The 15,334-nt window shown below is 70.9% G+C and carries 18 protein-coding genes, 1 tRNA gene and 1 pseudogene; 12 read left to right on the top strand and 8 right to left on the bottom strand.

The window, feature by feature from the left end; genetic code table 11:
• Positions 1-24: 24 nt before the first annotated feature.
• Both ROJ8625_RS21340 and ROJ8625_RS13495 read right to left on the bottom strand, forming a co-directional pair.
• Positions 25-237: pseudogene (locus ROJ8625_RS21340) on the bottom strand (FAD-dependent oxidoreductase); the annotation flags it as partial.
• 91 nt (positions 238-328) lie between these two features.
• A complete protein-coding gene (locus tag ROJ8625_RS13495) occupies positions 329-1,495 on the bottom strand; it encodes a glycosyltransferase family 4 protein (RefSeq protein WP_085792399.1) in 1,167 nt (388 codons plus the stop codon).
• A 176-nt stretch (positions 1,496-1,671) separates the two neighbouring features.
• On the opposite strand from ROJ8625_RS13495, the gene ROJ8625_RS21050 reads away from it, so the two are divergent.
• The 6 genes from ROJ8625_RS21050 (at position 1,672) to ROJ8625_RS13525 (ending at position 9,389) form a co-directional block, all read left to right on the top strand.
• Entirely contained in the window at positions 1,672-3,144 is a 1,473-nt protein-coding gene (locus tag ROJ8625_RS21050; protein ID WP_159456768.1) for a hypothetical protein, read from the top strand.
• Positions 3,141-4,640 carry an oligosaccharide flippase family protein gene (locus ROJ8625_RS13505; RefSeq protein ID WP_159456769.1) on the top strand — a complete coding sequence of 500 codons (1,500 nt, stop codon included), beginning with the start codon at positions 3,141-3,143 and terminating at the stop codon, positions 4,638-4,640. Before ROJ8625_RS21050 ends, ROJ8625_RS13505 begins: the two co-directional genes overlap by 4 nt.
• Before the next feature lie 120 nt (positions 4,641-4,760).
• A complete protein-coding gene (locus ROJ8625_RS13510) occupies positions 4,761-5,864 on the top strand; it encodes an acyltransferase family protein (RefSeq protein WP_159456770.1) in 1,104 nt (367 codons plus the stop codon).
• A gap of 140 nt (positions 5,865-6,004) precedes the next feature.
• Positions 6,005-6,256: a hypothetical protein gene (locus ROJ8625_RS13515; RefSeq protein WP_085792403.1), complete on the top strand. Its 252-nt coding sequence runs from the start codon at positions 6,005-6,007 to the stop codon at positions 6,254-6,256.
• A 258-nt stretch (positions 6,257-6,514) separates the two neighbouring features.
• The gene (locus ROJ8625_RS13520; protein WP_085792404.1) at positions 6,515-7,960 is read left to right on the top strand and encodes a mannose-1-phosphate guanylyltransferase/mannose-6-phosphate isomerase; all 1,446 of its coding nucleotides are present in this window, start codon (positions 6,515-6,517) and stop codon (positions 7,958-7,960) included.
• A gap of 31 nt (positions 7,961-7,991) precedes the next feature.
• Positions 7,992-9,389: a phosphohexomutase domain-containing protein gene (locus tag ROJ8625_RS13525; protein WP_085792405.1), complete on the top strand. Its 1,398-nt coding sequence runs from the start codon at positions 7,992-7,994 to the stop codon at positions 9,387-9,389.
• Positions 9,390-9,405: 16 nt separating this feature from the next.
• Here ROJ8625_RS13525 and nusG read toward each other — a convergent pair whose 3' ends face one another.
• From nusG to ROJ8625_RS13540, 3 genes are all read right to left on the bottom strand, one after another.
• A complete protein-coding gene (gene nusG, locus ROJ8625_RS13530) occupies positions 9,406-9,939 on the bottom strand; it encodes a transcription termination/antitermination protein NusG (protein ID WP_085792406.1) in 534 nt (177 codons plus the stop codon).
• A gap of 190 nt (positions 9,940-10,129) precedes the next feature.
• Positions 10,130-10,327 (bottom strand): preprotein translocase subunit SecE, encoded by a 198-nt coding sequence (secE, locus tag ROJ8625_RS13535; RefSeq protein WP_085792407.1) that lies wholly within the window; start codon positions 10,325-10,327, stop codon positions 10,130-10,132.
• A 121-nt stretch (positions 10,328-10,448) separates the two neighbouring features.
• Positions 10,449-10,524 (bottom strand) — tRNA-Trp (locus tag ROJ8625_RS13540).
• Between the two features lie 495 nt (positions 10,525-11,019).
• Between ROJ8625_RS13540 and ROJ8625_RS13545 the strand changes: the two genes are divergently transcribed.
• From ROJ8625_RS13545 to ROJ8625_RS13570, 6 genes are all read left to right on the top strand, one after another.
• Positions 11,020-11,256 (top strand): hypothetical protein, encoded by a 237-nt coding sequence (locus tag ROJ8625_RS13545; protein WP_085792408.1) that lies wholly within the window; start codon positions 11,020-11,022, stop codon positions 11,254-11,256.
• Positions 11,257-11,341: 85 nt separating this feature from the next.
• A complete protein-coding gene (locus ROJ8625_RS13550) occupies positions 11,342-11,578 on the top strand; it encodes a hypothetical protein (protein WP_085792408.1) in 237 nt (78 codons plus the stop codon).
• An 85-nt stretch (positions 11,579-11,663) separates the two neighbouring features.
• Complete coding sequence (locus tag ROJ8625_RS13555) at positions 11,664-11,900, top strand: hypothetical protein (RefSeq protein ID WP_085792408.1); 237 nt, start codon at positions 11,664-11,666, stop codon at positions 11,898-11,900.
• 50 nt (positions 11,901-11,950) lie between these two features.
• Positions 11,951-12,157 carry a hypothetical protein gene (locus ROJ8625_RS13560; protein WP_085792409.1) on the top strand — a complete coding sequence of 69 codons (207 nt, stop codon included), beginning with the start codon at positions 11,951-11,953 and terminating at the stop codon, positions 12,155-12,157.
• Positions 12,158-12,303: 146 nt separating this feature from the next.
• Entirely contained in the window at positions 12,304-12,591 is a 288-nt protein-coding gene (locus tag ROJ8625_RS13565) for a hypothetical protein (RefSeq protein ID WP_085792410.1), read from the top strand.
• 8 nt (positions 12,592-12,599) lie between these two features.
• Positions 12,600-12,848: a hypothetical protein gene (locus tag ROJ8625_RS13570; RefSeq protein WP_143535119.1), complete on the top strand. Its 249-nt coding sequence runs from the start codon at positions 12,600-12,602 to the stop codon at positions 12,846-12,848.
• 7 nt (positions 12,849-12,855) lie between these two features.
• Here ROJ8625_RS13570 and ROJ8625_RS13575 read toward each other — a convergent pair whose 3' ends face one another.
• From ROJ8625_RS13575 to ROJ8625_RS21480, 3 genes are all read right to left on the bottom strand, one after another.
• Positions 12,856-14,097, bottom strand: a complete 1,242-nt coding sequence (locus ROJ8625_RS13575; protein WP_085792412.1) for a CoA transferase — start codon at positions 14,095-14,097, stop codon at positions 12,856-12,858.
• Positions 14,094-14,942 carry an HTD2 family dehydratase gene (locus tag ROJ8625_RS13580; RefSeq protein WP_234984262.1) on the bottom strand — a complete coding sequence of 283 codons (849 nt, stop codon included), beginning with the start codon at positions 14,940-14,942 and terminating at the stop codon, positions 14,094-14,096. Before ROJ8625_RS13580 ends, ROJ8625_RS13575 begins: the two co-directional genes overlap by 4 nt.
• Positions 14,943-15,238: 296 nt before the next feature.
• Positions 15,239-15,334 (bottom strand): EF-Tu C-terminal domain-related protein (locus ROJ8625_RS21480; RefSeq protein ID WP_139196161.1); only part of this gene is annotated, 96 nt, incomplete at its 5' end.

Consider the following 15,334-nt stretch of genomic DNA (forward strand, 5'->3'; position numbering starts at 1 on the left):
GAGGGCGAAGAGGCGGGCCGCGGGTTCGTAGAAGATGCTGCCGGTGTCGAAGCTGTAGGGCCCGATATCGACGGAGCGGTGCGCGCCGCCGAGCCGCTGCGATGCCTCGATCAGCGTGACCCGGCGACCGGCCTCGGCGAGGCGCCGCGCGGCGCAGAGCCCGGCGATGCCGCCGCCGAGGACGGCGACGGCCCGGGACGGTGCGCGCCTCAGCGCAGGCGTTCGGATCGTGTCCAGCGTGCCGGCTCCTTCCGCGCCGTCGGGATCGCGGCGCCACGCGCCCGTTGTCGCGCCGCGATGGTTAAGGAGTGGTGAATGCCGCCCCCGGTCACGGCCGGGCTCCGGTGTCGAGAAGCGGCGCGAGCACCGACCACAGCCTGTCGCCGGCGGCGCGCCAGCCGAGCCCGGCGGCCCGCGCCGCGCCGCGCCGGCGCAGGTCGGCGGCGAGCGCCTCGTCTTCGGCGACGCGGACGAGGGCGTCGCGCCAGGCCCCGGTGTCCTCGGGATCGATGAGGAGCGCGCCGTCGCCGCAGATCTCGGGCATCGCCCCGGCGGATGCGGCGACGACCGGCGTGCCGCAGTGCATCGCCTCGACCGGCGGCAGGCCGAAGCCCTCGGTTCGCGAGGGAAAGGCGAAGAGCCGCGCGCCGGCATAGAGCGCGCGCAACGCGCCGTCGCTGACGAAGCCGGTGAAGATCGCGCCGGGCGGCGGGGTCATCCCGGCCCGCCGGTAGGCGTCCGCCGCCGGGCCGCCGGCCACGACGAGGCGCAGCCCCGGCACCGGCGCGTCGCGCAGCGCGTCGAAGACCCGGCCGACATTCTTGTAGCCCTTGGTCGAGCCGATCACGAGGAGGTAGCCGCCCGCCGACAGGCCCAGCCGCGGCAGGATGTCGGGATCGGGCGCGACCCGCAGGATATGGTCGGTGCCGTTGCGCACCACGTCGATGCGGCCCGGCGGCGCGACGCCGTGGTCCGCCAGAGAGCGGCGCGCGAAGTCCGACACGGTCAGGACGCGCCGGGCGCGGCGGCCGATCAGCGGCAGGAGCGCGCGATACGCGGCGGCCTGCCGCCCGGTGAAATCCTCGGGAAAGAGGAACGTCTGCGCATCGTGGATCATCACCACCGAATTGCCGTGCAGCACCGGCCCGAGGTTGCAGAAGTTCACCAGAAGCGCGCCGCGCGCGATGCGCGGCAGGCTCAGCATCTCCCACCCCTGCCCGGTGCCGAAGGCGCCGGGCGCGACGCGCGCGCGCAGGTGCGGAAAGGCCGGATCGTGGGGCACGGCGCGCGGCGCCACGATCTCGGCCCCGTGGGCGGCGCCCGCGCGGGCGATAAGCGCGTCGGCGTAATGCGCGGCGGTGCGGTGCACGCCGTTGAGCCCGGCACCGAGGAACTTGCCGTTGATCACGAGCCGCGCCGCGTTGGCGGGCGCCTCTGGTCGCCCGTCCCGCGGGGCGGATCGGGACACGCTCGGGGTGGTGAGGGTCGAGGACATGGGCCGCCTCTCCGGCTGGGTCGCGCGCGGTCGCTCAAGTCATAGGCGCTCGCGCTTAACGAGAGAAGCGGCGATGCAAACACGCTAGGATTAATCAAACGTTAAGCTTAATCTGCGATCACGCGCAGCGTCGTCCGGGCCCGGGACGGCACCCGCCACGAGCGAACGGAACCGACGTGCAAGTCCTTCCCAGCACAGCGATCGTCCTTGCCGTTCTCGTGCTTCTGCTGGCGCGCGGGCCCTATCGGGGGCTGGCGATCCTGTTCGCGATCACGCCGTTCGGCATGATGGCGGCGTTCAACCTCCCGGCGCTCGGCGGGCTGTCGATTCTCGCCACCGACATGGTCGTGATGACCTTTGTCGCGCTGACGCTGCTGCGGCGTGACGTCGGGCGCGACATCGCCACGACGCTGACCCGCGGATCGCTGGCGCTGCCGCTCCTGGCGCTGCTGCTCTATGCCGCTCTGGCGACGCTCTACTTTCCGCGCGTCTTTGCCGGTGCGACGGAGGTCTTCAGCCTCAGCCGGGACGCGAATGCGCATGGGATCGTGCGGGTTCCGCTTCGGCCCGACACCGGCAACCTCGCGCAGCTCTTGCGCATGTCGCTCGTGATGGCGGCGTTCCTGTGCGTCGCGATCCTGGTGCAGCGGCGGCCCGACCCGCGGGCGCTGTTGACGGCGATGAAGATCGCGACCGGGGTGCATGTGGGCCTCGGCGTGATCGACATCCTGACCAACGCCGCGGGCCTCACCGCGCTGCTGGAGCCCATCCGGACGGCGAACTACGCGCTCACGCTCGGGCACAGGATGGCGGGCCTGACCCGGATGATCGGCGGCTTCCCCGAGGCCTCGGCCTTCGGCTACTACTCGGTCGGTTTCCTCGGGTTCTGGCTGAGCTACTGGCTGTCGGAGCGCGGCGACACCACCGCCCGCACCGGAGGCTGGTCCACCGGCATATGGCTCGCGCTGTCGGCCTTCGTGGTGGTGCGGAGCACGTCGTCCTCGGCCTATGTGGGCGCGGCGGGATTTCTGCTCGTCTTCGCGCTGATCCAGATGCGCGGCGGCACGATCCGGCTCAACCGCGCGACGGGGTGGATCGTGCTGCTGATCCTCGCATCGCTGCCGCTCGTGGTGATCGGCGGCTATGCCGCCTACGCGCTGGTGCCGGGGATCGGCGAGTTCATCGACCGGTCGCTCCTGGAGAAGATGGCGACGAAATCGGGCGTGGAGCGCATGAGCTGGAACGCGCAGGCGCTGGTGAACTTCCTGGACACCAACATGCTGGGCACCGGGCTCGGTGCGGTGCGCGGCTCGAACTGGCTTATCAGCACGCTGGCCACGCTCGGGCTGCCGGGGACGCTGCTTTACCTGCTGTTTCTCTGGCGCCTGTTCACGGCACCGACGGGCGGGCTCTCGCCCGCGACGGCGCGGCTGGTGACAGCGTTCAAGATGGGGTGCCTCGCGTTCCTGATGCGCGCGCTCGTGGTGCACGGCTCGGCGAACCTGCTCGACCTGTTCTTCATCTCCGCGGGTGCGGTGCAGGGCCTCGTGCTGGCCGCGGCGCGCGCGCCGGTGGTGCGGCCGGGCCTGCCGCCCGGGCCCCGCGGGGCGGCCGACACGCGCGCGATGCTGCGGAGCCGGGGGGCATGAGCGACGCCCCGAAGCAGGGCGCGGGAAACCTCAGCGGCCGCACCGCCGCGAGTTCCGGCTGGGTCGGGCTCGCGCGGATCCTCGTGCGGCTGTCGGATTTCCTGCTGCTGCTCGTTCTGGCGCGGCTGCTGACGCCCGCCGATTTCGGGCTGGTGACGCTCGCCACCGCGATCATCGGCATCCTCGACGTGCTGACCGACATCCCGCTGACCTCGGCGCTGATCCGCGCCGAACGGATCGAGCGGCGTTTCATCGACACGGCGTTCACGCTCGGGCTCCTGCGCGGGGCGCTCCTGCTGGCGCTGATCGGGGCGCTGACGCCGGCGATCGCGGCGCTCTACGGCGACGACAGGCTCTTGGCGGTGGTGCCGGTCCTCGCGCTCGGGGCGGCGCTGCGGGTGATGCAGAGCCCGGGAATGGCGCATCTCTACAAGGCGCTGCGGTTCCGAGAGAGCTTCGTCATGGAGATCGGCGGCAAGATCGCGTCGTTCGGGGTGGCCGTCGCCGTGGCGCTGGCCACGCGCAGCTACTGGGCGCTCGTGCTCGCACCGGTGGTGACGCAGGCGGTCAGCGTCGGGCTCTCCTACGTGATCGCGCCGTGCCGGCCGCGCCTGTCGCTGGCGGAGTTCGGATTCTTCTGGCGGTTCATGGGCTGGCTGATCCCGGCGCAGTTCGCCGCGGGCGTCGCCGGCCAGTTCGACCGGCTGTTCCTCGGCGCGGTGGTGCCGAAGGCGACGCTCGGCTTCTTCGGGGTGGCCAACAGCCTCGCCGCGCTGGTCGAGCAGTCGCTGCGCAAGGCGGTGACGCAGCCGCTGATCTCGGGATTCGTGATGGTCGAAGGACAGGCCGACCGGCTGCGGCGCGGCTATCGCATGGCCGACAGCGCCATCGTGCTGAGCGCGCTGCCGCTCTACCTCATCGCCTTCGTCTTCGCGGAGCAGATCGTGGCGGTCGCGCTCGGGGCCGGCTGGGCGCCGGCGGCGCCCTACCTGCAGGGGCTCGCGCTCGCCTTCCTGCCGGCGCTTATGCGCCTGCCGTTCCGGCCGCTGGCGATGGCGGCGGGGCGCACCGACCTCGTCTTCGCGGTGGAGGCGACGGCGCTGGCCTCGCGCATCGTGGCGCTGCCGGCGGGATTCGCGCTGGCCGGAGTGCCGGGGCTCATCGGCGGGATCGGCGTCGCCGGCGTGGTGACCGCCGGTGCCGCGATGGAGGTGGTGCGCCGGATCTGCGGCATGTCCTGGGCGGCGCAGATGCAGGGCACGGTGCGGGCCGCCGGCCCGGCGATCGTGGCGCTGTTCGTTGCATGGCACCTCGAGCGCGCGATCGCGCCCCTGACCGGCGTGCCGCCGATGCTGGGCCTCGGCGGAGCGACGCTCGCGTTTCTTGCGACGTTCTACGCCGGCGTCGTGCTGACATGGCTCGCGCTCGGGCGGCCGGCGGGGGTGGAGGCCAAGGCCGTCGGCGCGATCGGCCGCCGCATCCTGCGCAATTCCTGACCGGAAACTCACCCCTAAGGCGAATACTCGCCGCCTGACACACTTTCACCTGCGGCGTTTACGAAAAATTATCGAAGATGCTCCGCAATGCCCGCGACAGGTCGAGGAGCGTTCCGGTCCGTGCCAGCCCATCCGCATCACGCGCAAGAGCGATCCGCGCCGACGCTCGTGCATCTGCAATACCTGCGCGGCCTCGCGGCGCTGATGGTGGTGGTCCATCACGTGGTGAAGGCGCGCGAGGGGTTCTTTTCGCCGCTCGCCGGGTCGGATTTCGGGCGCGCGGGCGTGCTGATCTTCTTCGTGCTGAGCGGTTTCATCATCGCGCACGTCTCGTCGGCGGACCGGCCGGCGGCGTTCGCGCTGCGCCGGGTGGTGCGGGTGGTGCCGCTCTACTGGGTGCTCACGCTCGTGTTCTTCGCGATCCAGGTGCGCCACGATCCGTCGCTGGCGGTGCTGGCCGAGCGTGCGCCGGAGCTGCTGGCCTCGCTGTTCTTCGTGCCGCACATGCACGAGACGGCGGACCGGATCTGGCCGATCCTCGTGCCCGGCTGGACGCTGAACTACGAGATGTTCTTTTTCGCGCTGTTCCTGGCCGGGCTGGTCGTCGGCCGGCCGCGCCGGGTCGTTCCGGCGCTGATCGCCGCGCTGGTGATCGCCGGGCTCGCGCTGCCGGGCAGCGATCCGCGCTGGGTGACGTGGACGAGCCCGCTGCTGCTATTGTTCGTCGTCGGCATCGCGCTGGCCGAGGCGTGGCGGCGCTGGGACCTGTCACGCGCGTGGCCGGCGCTGCCGCTGGGCGCGGTCGTGCTGGCGGCCGGCGCGGTCGGCGTGGCGCCGGGGGCAGCGGCGCAGCCGACGCTCGCGGTCGGCGCGGCGCTTGTCACGCTCGGCACGCTCGGATGCCAGGCGCGATGGCCGGAGCGGCGGGTCCCGCTTCTCGGGCCACTCGGCGATGCGAGCTATTCGCTCTACCTGTCGCACACGATCGCGCTCATCGTCCTGCTGAAGATCCTCGGCGCGCTGCCGCTGGGCGGCTGGAGCCAGTTCGCGGTGGTGACGACGCTGGCGGTCGGCGCGTGCTGGGTCATCGGCCTGCTGTGCTATCGCTGGATCGAGCGGCCGATGTTGCACTCGCACCGCCGGATCGTGGCGCGGATCCTGCGCCCTGCCCCGCCCTCGGCCGCCGGCCTCGCGGCCCCGCCGGCGGGCGGCTCGGGGCGCTGAGCGCCGCGGGCGGCGCCGTGATGTGACCAAATCGCATCGAATTTGCCCCAAAGCACGCCCTCGGCGCCCTCGGGATGCCCCGTTTCGGCCGCATTGGGCCAGCATACAGGGCCCAGCGACCCGCAGCCGGAGGGCAGTCCGTGACGAGCCTCGACCTCTATCGCCCCGCCGATCCCGGCCCCCGCACGCTGTCGGATCGTCCGGATGCCGGGACGGCCGGCCGCGGGATCGGGGCCGCGCTGCTGGCGATGCCGCTGGCGCTGGTGGCGACGATCCTGCTGGTGACGTTGTTCGGCCTGCCGCTGCTGTGGTCCCTGCCCGTCTACGGCGGATTGGGCGCGGCGCTGCTGCTGACCTTCGCGCTCCTTCCGGCGGCGCGCTGCCCCGACTGACGCCGGGGCCGAGGCACCGCTTCGACCGATCCCGACGGCGCCCTACACGCCAAACGCACAGCCCCGCCGCCGGCCCGGTTCGACCGCTGCGGGCTGCGTGTCGGAAAAAGTTAACAATTCCTGAATACTAGGCCGTCGTTTTTTGACGTCCCGCCGCGCTGCGAGGCTGGCGCGTGGGGCGGGCTTTGATAAGGTGCGCACGAACACTGGGTGTGCCGTCCGGGCGGGCCCGCGGAACGGATCGAACGGGCCCTTCTCATGCACAAGATTCATCCAGTCATCCTCTGTGGCGGTTCGGGCACCCGGCTCTGGCCGCTGTCGCGCAAGAGCTACCCCAAGCAGTTCACGCCGATGATGGGCGACGAGACGCTGTTCCAGGGCACGGCGCTGCGCCTGTCGGGCGCGACGGACGGGATCGCCTTCGAGAAGCCCGTGATCGTCACCAATTCGGACTTTCGTTTCGTGGTGACCGAACAGCTCTCCCGCGTCGGGATCGACCCGGGCGCGATCCTGATCGAGCCGGCGGGGCGCAACACCGCGCCCGCCGTCCTCGCCGCCGCGCTGCACCTCGAGGCGCGCGATCCGGACGCGATCATGCTGGTCGCGCCGTCCGATCACCTGATCCGCGACGCGGCGGGCTTTCACGCCGCGATCGCGCGCGGGCTGCCGTCAGTCGATGCGGGGCATCTCACGCTGTTCGGGATCACGCCGGACCGGCCGGAGACCGGTTATGGCTACCTGCAGCTGGCCGAGGCCGCGAATGGCGGTCCCGTGCCGCTGCACTCCTTCGTCGAAAAGCCGGACGCCGAGACCGCGGCGCGGATGCTGTCCGACGGCAGCTACCTGTGGAATGCCGGGATCTTCCTGTTCCGCGCGCGCGACATCGTCGCCGCGTTCGAACGCCTCGCCGCGGAGGTGGTGCCGCCGGTCGGCGCGGCGCTGCGCCAGGCCGAGGTCGACCTGGGGTTCCTGCGGCTCGACCCCGAGGCGTGGGACGCCGCGCCGGACATCTCGATCGACTACGCGGTGATGGAGAAGGCGGAGGATCTGCACGTCGTGCCGTATGACGGCGACTGGTCCGACCTTGGCGGATGGGACGCGGTCTGGCGCGCGTCCGAGATGGACGACGACGGCAACGCCGCCGGCGAGGGCGCCACCGCGATCGACTGCCGGAACACGCTCCTGCGCTCGGATTCCGAACGGCTCGAACTGGTGGGGATCGGTCTCGACGACATGATCGCGGTGGCGATGAAGGACGCCGTGCTGGTCGCGCCCAAAAGCCGCGCGCAGGACGTCAAGAAGGCGGTGAGCGCGTTGCGCGAGAAGGAGGCGGCGCAGGCCGAGACCTTCCCTCTCGACCACCGGCCATGGGGCTGGTTCGAGAGCCTCGTGGTCGGCTCGCGCTTCCAGGTGAAGCGGATCCTGGTGCATCCCGGCGCGTCGCTGTCGCTGCAATCGCACTTCCACCGGTCCGAACACTGGATCGTGGTCGAGGGCACCGCGCGCGTGACGGTGGACGACGAGGTCACGCTCGTGACCGAGAACGAAAGCGTCTATATCCCGCTGGGTGCGGTGCACCGCATGGAGAACCCCGGCAAGGTGCCGATGGTGCTGATCGAGGTGCAGACGGGGTCTTACGTGGGCGAGGACGACATCGTGCGCTACGAGGACGTCTATGCCCGGGGCCAGGGCGCCAAGGGCTGACGTCGCACATGCCCCCGAAAGAGAGGTTTCGATGGCACCGAAATTCGGCACGAGCGGCCTGCGCGGACTGGTCACGGAGCTGACGCCAGCGCTGGTCGCGGATTACGTGCGCGCCTTTCTCGCCGCCTGCCCCACCGGCGGCGGGCTGCATGTCGGGCGCGACCTGCGCGACAGTTCGCCGGACATCGCGGCGGCGGTGATCGCGGCCGCCCGCGGCGCGGGCGTTCCGGTGACCGATTGCGGCGTGCTTCCGACCCCGGCGCTGGCGCTCGCGTCGCTGGAGGCCGGACAGGGCGCGATCATGGTGACCGGAAGCCATATCCCCGCCGACCGCAACGGCCTGAAGTTCTACGTGCCGACCGGCGAGATCGCGAAATCCGACGAGGCGGCGATCGCCGCCGCGCTGGGGTCGGACGCGGCCGAAGGTTCGCCCGCGCCGGTCGTGCAGGACGACGCGGCGCTGGCGCGCTACCGGGCGCGCTACGCCGACGCCTACGGGCCCACAGCCCTGTCCGGTCTGCGCGTCGGCGTCTACCAGCACAGCTCGGTCGCGCGCGACGTGCTGCCCGAGATCCTGACCGCGCTCGGGGCCGAAGCGGTCGCGCTGGCGCGGTCGGGCAGCTTCGTGCCGGTGGACACCGAGGCGCTCGATCCCGACACGCGCGGCATGCTGGCGGGCTGGTGCGCCGAGCACGGGCTCGACGCCGTGGTCTCGACGGACGGCGACGCGGACCGGCCGATGGTGGCGGATGCCGAGGGCCGGGTCGTGCCGGGCGACGTGCTCGGGGTGCTGACGGCACGCGCGCTCGGGGCGCGCATCCTCTGCACGCCGGTGTCCTCGAACTCGATGATCACGGAGATGCCGGACTTCGCGGCGATCCGCCGGACGCGGATCGGCTCGCCGTTCGTGATCGCCGCGATGGAGGACACGCTGGCCGCCGAACCGACCGCACGGGTCGTCGGCTACGAGGCCAATGGCGGCTTCCTCCTCGGCTTCCGGGCGGCGGGGCCGGCCGGCCCGCTCGCGCCGCTGATGACCCGCGATTGCCTGTTGCCGATCGTCGCGCCGCTTGCGGCGGCGGCCGCGGCCGGGCTGTCGCTGGCGGAGCTCGGGGCGACACTGCCCCCGCGGTTCACCGCGGCCGACCGACTGCAGGACGTGCCGGCGGAGGCATCGCGCGCGCTGATCGACCGGTTGTCGGAGGATGACGCGGCGCGCGCGGCGTTCTTTGCGGATGTCGGGCCGGAATCGCACGTCGACCTGACCGACGGTCTGCGCGTGTCGTTCAGCACCGGCGTGGTTGTGCACCTGCGCCCGTCCGGCAACGCGCCGGAGTGCCGGGTCTATGCGGAAGCGGAGACAGAGGCGGCGGCCACCGCGCTGGTGGCCGACCACCTGGCGCGGCTGAAGACGGCGCTGGCGGCCTGAGCCGCCGCGCCGGGGGTCAGCTCTGCTTGGTGACCTGGGTGAATTCGAGCTCGACCGGGGTCTCTCGGCCGAAGATCGACACGGACACGCGCAGGCGCTGATTGTCCTCGTCGACGCCCTCGACCATGCCGTCGAAATCCTCGAACGGGCCGTCGTTCACCTTCACCTTCTCGCCGATCTCGAAGTGGATGAGCGTGCGCGGGGCCTCTTCGCCTTCCTGCACGCGGCCGAGGATCTGCTGCACCTCGGCGTCGCGCATCGGCATCGGGCGGCCCTGCGGCCCGAGGAATCCGGTGACGCGGTTGATCGAGTTGATCAGGTGATAGCCCGCATCCGACATCTCCATCCGGACGAGGACGTAACCGGGCATGAAGCGCCGCTCGGTCGAGACCTTCTTGCCGCGCCGGATCTCGATCACTTCCTCGGTCGGAACGAGGACCTCCTCGATCTGGTCCTCGAGGCCCTGTTCGGCCACCGCCGTCCGGATCTGTTCGGCCACCTTCTTCTCGAAATTCGAGAGAACGCTCACCGAATACCACCGCTTCGCCATCTGGCCTCGACCTTTCCGTTCCTGTGCGCGTCTTGCGCGGTCTCGCTTGTGTCGCGGATATCCGTTTTCCGCGTCCCGACAACGGCAATCGGCGCGCAACGCGACTCATCGCACGCCCGATCGGGAGAGTGGGCTGTGGCGTACGCGATGCCCGGGGCGAGTTCAAGGCCCGCGCGCCGGTCAGCGTGCGTCAGCCGAAGATGCCGAGAATGGCCTGCAGCCCGCCGCGGATCGCCAGATCGACGAGCGCGAAGAAGATCGCCGTCAGCGTCGCCATGATGAACACCATGACGGTCGTCAGCAGAACCTCGCGGCGCGTCGGCCACACGACCTTGGCGACCTCGGCACGCACCTGCTGAACGAACTGGAGCGGGTTGGTTCGTGCCATCGGGCACCCCTTGCATCGTTGCGATCTGTCCGGCGGGGCATACGGCGAAGCGCCGCGCGGTGCAAGCGAAAGCCCGCTGCAGGCGGGGTGCCGGATGGGCCGTTGGATCGAAGAAGGTGACTGGCAGGGGCAGCAGGGCTCGAACCCGCGACCTACGGTTTTGGAGACCGTCGCTCTACCAACTGAGCTATACCCCTACGGCGACGCTTCACCTACTCCCGCACCGGGGTGAATTCAAGGGCGGATTGACGCCCGTCGGGCCCTGCGCGGCGACGCGAAAGCGCGCCAGGTTCCGACACGATGTTCACGATCGCATACACTGAGCGTCACCGCGCCGTGATACCTGTTTCTGAACATCTTTGTGCACAAAGTAACAGAAGCTGTGTTCGGGTTTGCGCAGGCGGTCCGGACGGGGTCGGGCGCACGCTCCCGAGATCGACCCCGCTGCGGTGCGGCGCGAGCAAGCGGCTGAATTTGCCGAAAATTTTCCGGATCGGTGCCGGGGTGGCGATTTGTTCCTCACAATCAAGCCCAAGATTCGGTGAGCGATTGCAACATCTTGGCCGGATTGCCGCGGATCGATGCCGTCCCCAATTCACCGTCATCGGCCGACGACGGGGCCGCGGCACAGACCGCACCGCCCGAGGCCAGAGAGACACGACGAACCGCACACGCACCAAAGGAGACACGACATGAAAACCGCACTCGCAGCCATCGCCACCGCCGCCGCCGCCCTGACCGCAGTTCCGGCCGCCGCCGCCCTCTCGACCGAGGCCGCACAGGTCAAGATCGAGCGCTACGCGCCGGAGGTCGACGCATCGACCCTCACCGACACGCAGATCGTGACCATCCTCAACGCGATCAACTCGAGCGACGGGCTCGGCGAGCGTGAAGGCAAGGTCCAGTCGCTGGTCCGCGCCTACCAGTAAGGCCCGGCCAGTTCCCCGGCGGCTCCGGGTCTTCCCCTGCCCGGAGCCGGCCCCTCACAGACACACACGATTTCGGAGACACGACATGAAAACCGCACTCGCAGCCATCGCCACCGCCGCCGCCGCCCTGACCGCAGTTCCGGCCGCCGCCGCCCTCTCGACCGAGGCCGCACAGGTCAAGATCGAGCGCTACGCGCCGGAGGTCGACGCATCGACCCTCACCGACACGCAGATCGTGACCATCCTCAACGCGATCAACTCGAGCGACGGGCTCGGCGAGCGTGAAGGCAAGGTCCAGTCGCTGGTCCGCGCCTACCAGTAAGGCCAGGCCAGTTCCCCAGCGGCTCCGGGCCTTCCCCCGCCCGGAGCCGGCCCCTCACAGACACACACGATTTCGGAGACACGACATGAAAACCGCACTCGCAGCCATCGCCACCGCCGCCGCCGCCCTGACCGCAGTTCCGGCCGCCGCCGCCCTCTCGACCGAGGCCGCACAGGTCAAGATCGAGCGCTACGCGCCGGAGGTCGACGCATCGACCCTCACCGACACGCAGATCGTGACCATCCTCAACGCGATCAACTCGAGCGACGGGCTCGGCGAGCGTGAAGGCAAGGTCCAGTCGCTGGTCCGCGCCTACCAGTAATCCTGACGCGCCCGGGCTTCCGGCCCGGGCGTCATCTTCGGAGGATCGCCATGACACGTCTTTTCGGCCCGACCGTGATCGCCGCCCTCGTGGCCGCGTCCACGGCCTCCGCCCTTCCGACCGATCCGCCCGTGACCGAACGGCCGGACACGCGATTTGCCCCGATGCTCGAGCTTCCCGAGAGCACGATCATCCTGATCCGGGACGGGTTGCAGCTGCAGCCCGAACCGAACACGTCCGCCGCCATGCCGCGGTGAGCCGCACGAACCGGCGTCGTGTGACGCCGGTTCGTCACGTTCGGGCCCCGCGCGCGATGACGTGACTTGAGCCCGGCGCGGATCGGCGCATCCTTGGACAGGACAGGGGCGGGCACGTGCCCGCCCCCGCCCAAGAGGAGCCCGCCATGAGATCCGTCCGCCCGATCTGCCACGCCGCCGCGATCCTGACGCTGGTCGCCGTCGGCGCGGCCCCCGCCGCCGCGCAGATGTCCGACGAGGCCGCGCAGATCCGCCTCGAACGCTTCGCACCCAATGTCGACGTCTCGCAGCTCAGCCGGGCAGAGATCCTGTCGCTGCTCAACGTGATCCATTCCGGCGGGTCGCGCAGCACGCGGGAGGCGAAGGTCGAATCCCTCGCCCGCCTCTACCAGAGCGACCGGCGCGGCTTCTATTTCCGCTTCGATCTCGACTGATGGCCGGTGTGACCTCTCGCGTTATCCTGTCCGCGACGCTGGTCGCACTGGCGGTCACGGCCACCGCGGCGGAGGCGACGACCCGGCGCGAGGCGGCCGAGATCCGGCTCAGCCGCTATGCGCCCGAGGTCGACGTGACCAAGCTCACCGACACCGAGCTGGCGGTTCTGATGAACATCCTGCGGTCGACCGACACGGACATCGAGAAGCGGTTCCGCCTGCGGTCGTTCGTGGATCGCTACCAGAGCGGCGACTGACCGCGGCTCAGGCCGCGGGGCGCGCCGCGCGGCGGCCCGGCTCGCCCACCACACCGGCATCGAACAGGTGCGCGATCTCGGTATCGTCGAGCCCGGCGACCGTGCTCAGCACCTCGACGGTATGCGCCCCGAGGTCGGGCGCCGGGGCGGGATCCTGCCGCGCGAAGCCCGACCACGTGACCGGAGAGCCCGGCACCGGGAACCGGCCGAGCCCGGGCTGGTCCATGAGCCGGAACATCGGGTTGTCCTCGGACAGGTCGGGATCGGTGGCGAGCGCTTCGGGCAGGTCGCGGAACGGCGCCCATGTGGCGCCGGCGGCATCCAGCGCCTCGGCCACGTCGTGCAGCGGACGGGCGGCGAACCACGGCGCGAGGATCGCCCGGATGCGGTCGCGCAGGCGCCAGCGGTTGCCCTCGTCCGACAGGTCGGCGCCGGTGGCGGACCCGAGCGCGGCCATCGCGTCGGCGGTGCCGGTGGCCTTCACCAGCATCTTCCATTGCCGCGCGGTGAGGCCGATCACCATGACGCGCGCGCCATCGGCGCAGACGAAATCCTGCCCGTAGGCGCCGAAGAGGTCGTTGCCCGCCTTGGCGCGCGGGGTGCCCGACAGCGCGGCCTCTCCGATCATGCCGAGATGGCCGAGGGTCGCCGCCGCGACATCCTTCAGCGACAGCTCCACGTCCTGCCCCTGCCCGCTGCGCAGGCGGTTGCGCTCGGCGGCGAGCAGGGCCGAAACGACCATGCCGCCGGCCGCCACGTCCCAGGCGGGGAGCGCGTGCGCCACCGGGCCGTCGTGGTCCGCGGGGCCGGTCATGTGCGGCACGCCGAGCGCGGGATTGACCGTGTAGTCGACCTGCGGGTTGCCGTGCCGGTCGCCCATCAGCGTGACCATGCACAGGTCGGGGCGCCGCTCGGACAGGGTGGGATGATCCATCCAGCCGCGCACCCGCAGGTTGGTGATGAACAGCCCCGCATCCTCGCCGGGGGCGGTGATGATCCGGGTCACGAGCTCGCGCCCGGCCTCGGACTTCATGTCGACGGCGACAGATTTCTTGCCCTTGTTGAGCCCGGCCCAGAACAGGCTCCGCCCGGACGGCGCGAGCGGCCAGCGCCCGGCGTCGAGACCGCCCCCGAGCCGGTCGAAGCGGATGACCTCCGCGCCCATCTGCGCCAGCGTCAGCCCCGCCAGCGGCACCGCGACGAAGGCCGAGCCCTCGACCACCCGCATGCCGTTCAGGATCGCGTTCATGTCCGGTCCTCCCATGTCGCATTGGCCTGCATGCCCTGCGTCTCTTCGCCCTTCGCGGTGCAGAGCGTCATCGCGGCCCCGGCGTCCTCCGCCACCAGCACCCGCAGCGGGGCGCCGTTGAACATCGGGTGCACGCCGCGATAGGCGAAGCGCGCCGGCGGCGTGCCGCGATGGTCGGCCGCGAGCCCGGCCAGCAGCATCGCCTGCAACGGGCCGTGCACGACGAGATCGGGGTATTTCTCGACCTCGCGCGCATAGGCGTGGTCGTAATGGATGCGGTGCGCGTTGAAGGTCACGGCCGAGAACCGGAACAGAAGCGGCGCATCGACGTCCACGATGCGCTCGGCCAGCGGCGCGGGCGGAACGGGCACCGGCTTCGGCGGGCGAAAGCTCTCGGGCATCTCGAGGTAGACGATGTTCTGGCGCTCCTCGATCGCGAGGCCGTCCTCGCCGGCGATGTCGTAGGCGACGGTGACGAACACCATCGGGCCGGCCGCGCCGGCCTTTTCGGCGACATCTGCGATGCGCGCGTGGCGGGTCAGGCGCTCGCCCACGTGGAGCGGGCGGTGAAAGGTCAGATCGCCCGAGGCCCACATGCGCCGCGGCAGCCGCACGGGCGGCATGAAGCCCCCGAGCTTGGGGTGGCCCTCGGGGCCGAGATCCTCGGTCGGGGTGGTGGGCGGAAAGCCGATCCAGTGCCAGAGCGGCGGCACGACGGCCCCGGGCGCCGGCGGCAGCATGCGGCCCGGCAGGGTCGCGGCCAGCATTGCGGCGAGGGCGGGATCCACGCGCCCCTGCTGCGTCTCCTCCCGACCGATCCAGTCGATCACGCGCGCATCGGACACGGCATCCCTCCCTCACCTGTCCGGACGAGGTTGCGCGGGAGGCCCGGAAAATCAAACGATTTCTGACGGTTAAATGGATGCGACGGTATGCCGAACCGGTATGCCGCGGGGTGCCGGACCGCCAGTGCGCTGGCGGCGAACGACAATCGGGCCCGCTGCGCCGCGGCACTGCAGCTGCAGCAGAGACGAAAAAAGTTTGACGCGTGCGCCGGCCCGAACGCAAACGGGCCGCTCGATCGAGCGGCCCGCGCGGAATTTCGGGAAGGGTCGGGACGCCTGTCGGCGTCCCGGTCCGATCACTCGAGGATCTTCGAGACGACGCCCGAGCCGACGGTCCGGCCGCCTTCGCGGATGGCGAAGCGCAGGCCGTCTTCCATCGCGATCGGCGCGAT

The organism is Roseivivax jejudonensis (assembly GCF_900172265.1).
GTDB lineage: Bacteria > Pseudomonadota > Alphaproteobacteria > Rhodobacterales > Rhodobacteraceae > Roseivivax > Roseivivax jejudonensis.

Coding starts and splice junctions, on each gene's coding strand:
- ROJ8625_RS13495 (WP_085792399.1), bottom strand. CDS start 1,495: ATGTCCTCGACCCTCACCACCCCGAGCGTGTCCCGATCCGCCCCGCGG.
- ROJ8625_RS13505 (WP_159456769.1), top strand. CDS start 3,141: ATGAGCGACGCCCCGAAGCAGGGCGCGGGAAACCTCAGCGGCCGCACC.
- ROJ8625_RS13520 (WP_085792404.1), top strand. CDS start 6,515: ATGCACAAGATTCATCCAGTCATCCTCTGTGGCGGTTCGGGCACCCGG.
- ROJ8625_RS13525 (WP_085792405.1), top strand. CDS start 7,992: ATGGCACCGAAATTCGGCACGAGCGGCCTGCGCGGACTGGTCACGGAG.
- nusG (WP_085792406.1), bottom strand. CDS start 9,939: ATGGCGAAGCGGTGGTATTCGGTGAGCGTTCTCTCGAATTTCGAGAAG.
- secE (WP_085792407.1), bottom strand. CDS start 10,327: ATGGCACGAACCAACCCGCTCCAGTTCGTTCAGCAGGTGCGTGCCGAG.
- ROJ8625_RS13545 (WP_085792408.1), top strand. CDS start 11,020: ATGAAAACCGCACTCGCAGCCATCGCCACCGCCGCCGCCGCCCTGACC.
- ROJ8625_RS13550 (WP_085792408.1), top strand. CDS start 11,342: ATGAAAACCGCACTCGCAGCCATCGCCACCGCCGCCGCCGCCCTGACC.
- ROJ8625_RS13555 (WP_085792408.1), top strand. CDS start 11,664: ATGAAAACCGCACTCGCAGCCATCGCCACCGCCGCCGCCGCCCTGACC.
- ROJ8625_RS13560 (WP_085792409.1), top strand. CDS start 11,951: ATGACACGTCTTTTCGGCCCGACCGTGATCGCCGCCCTCGTGGCCGCG.
- ROJ8625_RS13565 (WP_085792410.1), top strand. CDS start 12,304: ATGAGATCCGTCCGCCCGATCTGCCACGCCGCCGCGATCCTGACGCTG.
- ROJ8625_RS13575 (WP_085792412.1), bottom strand. CDS start 14,097: ATGAACGCGATCCTGAACGGCATGCGGGTGGTCGAGGGCTCGGCCTTC.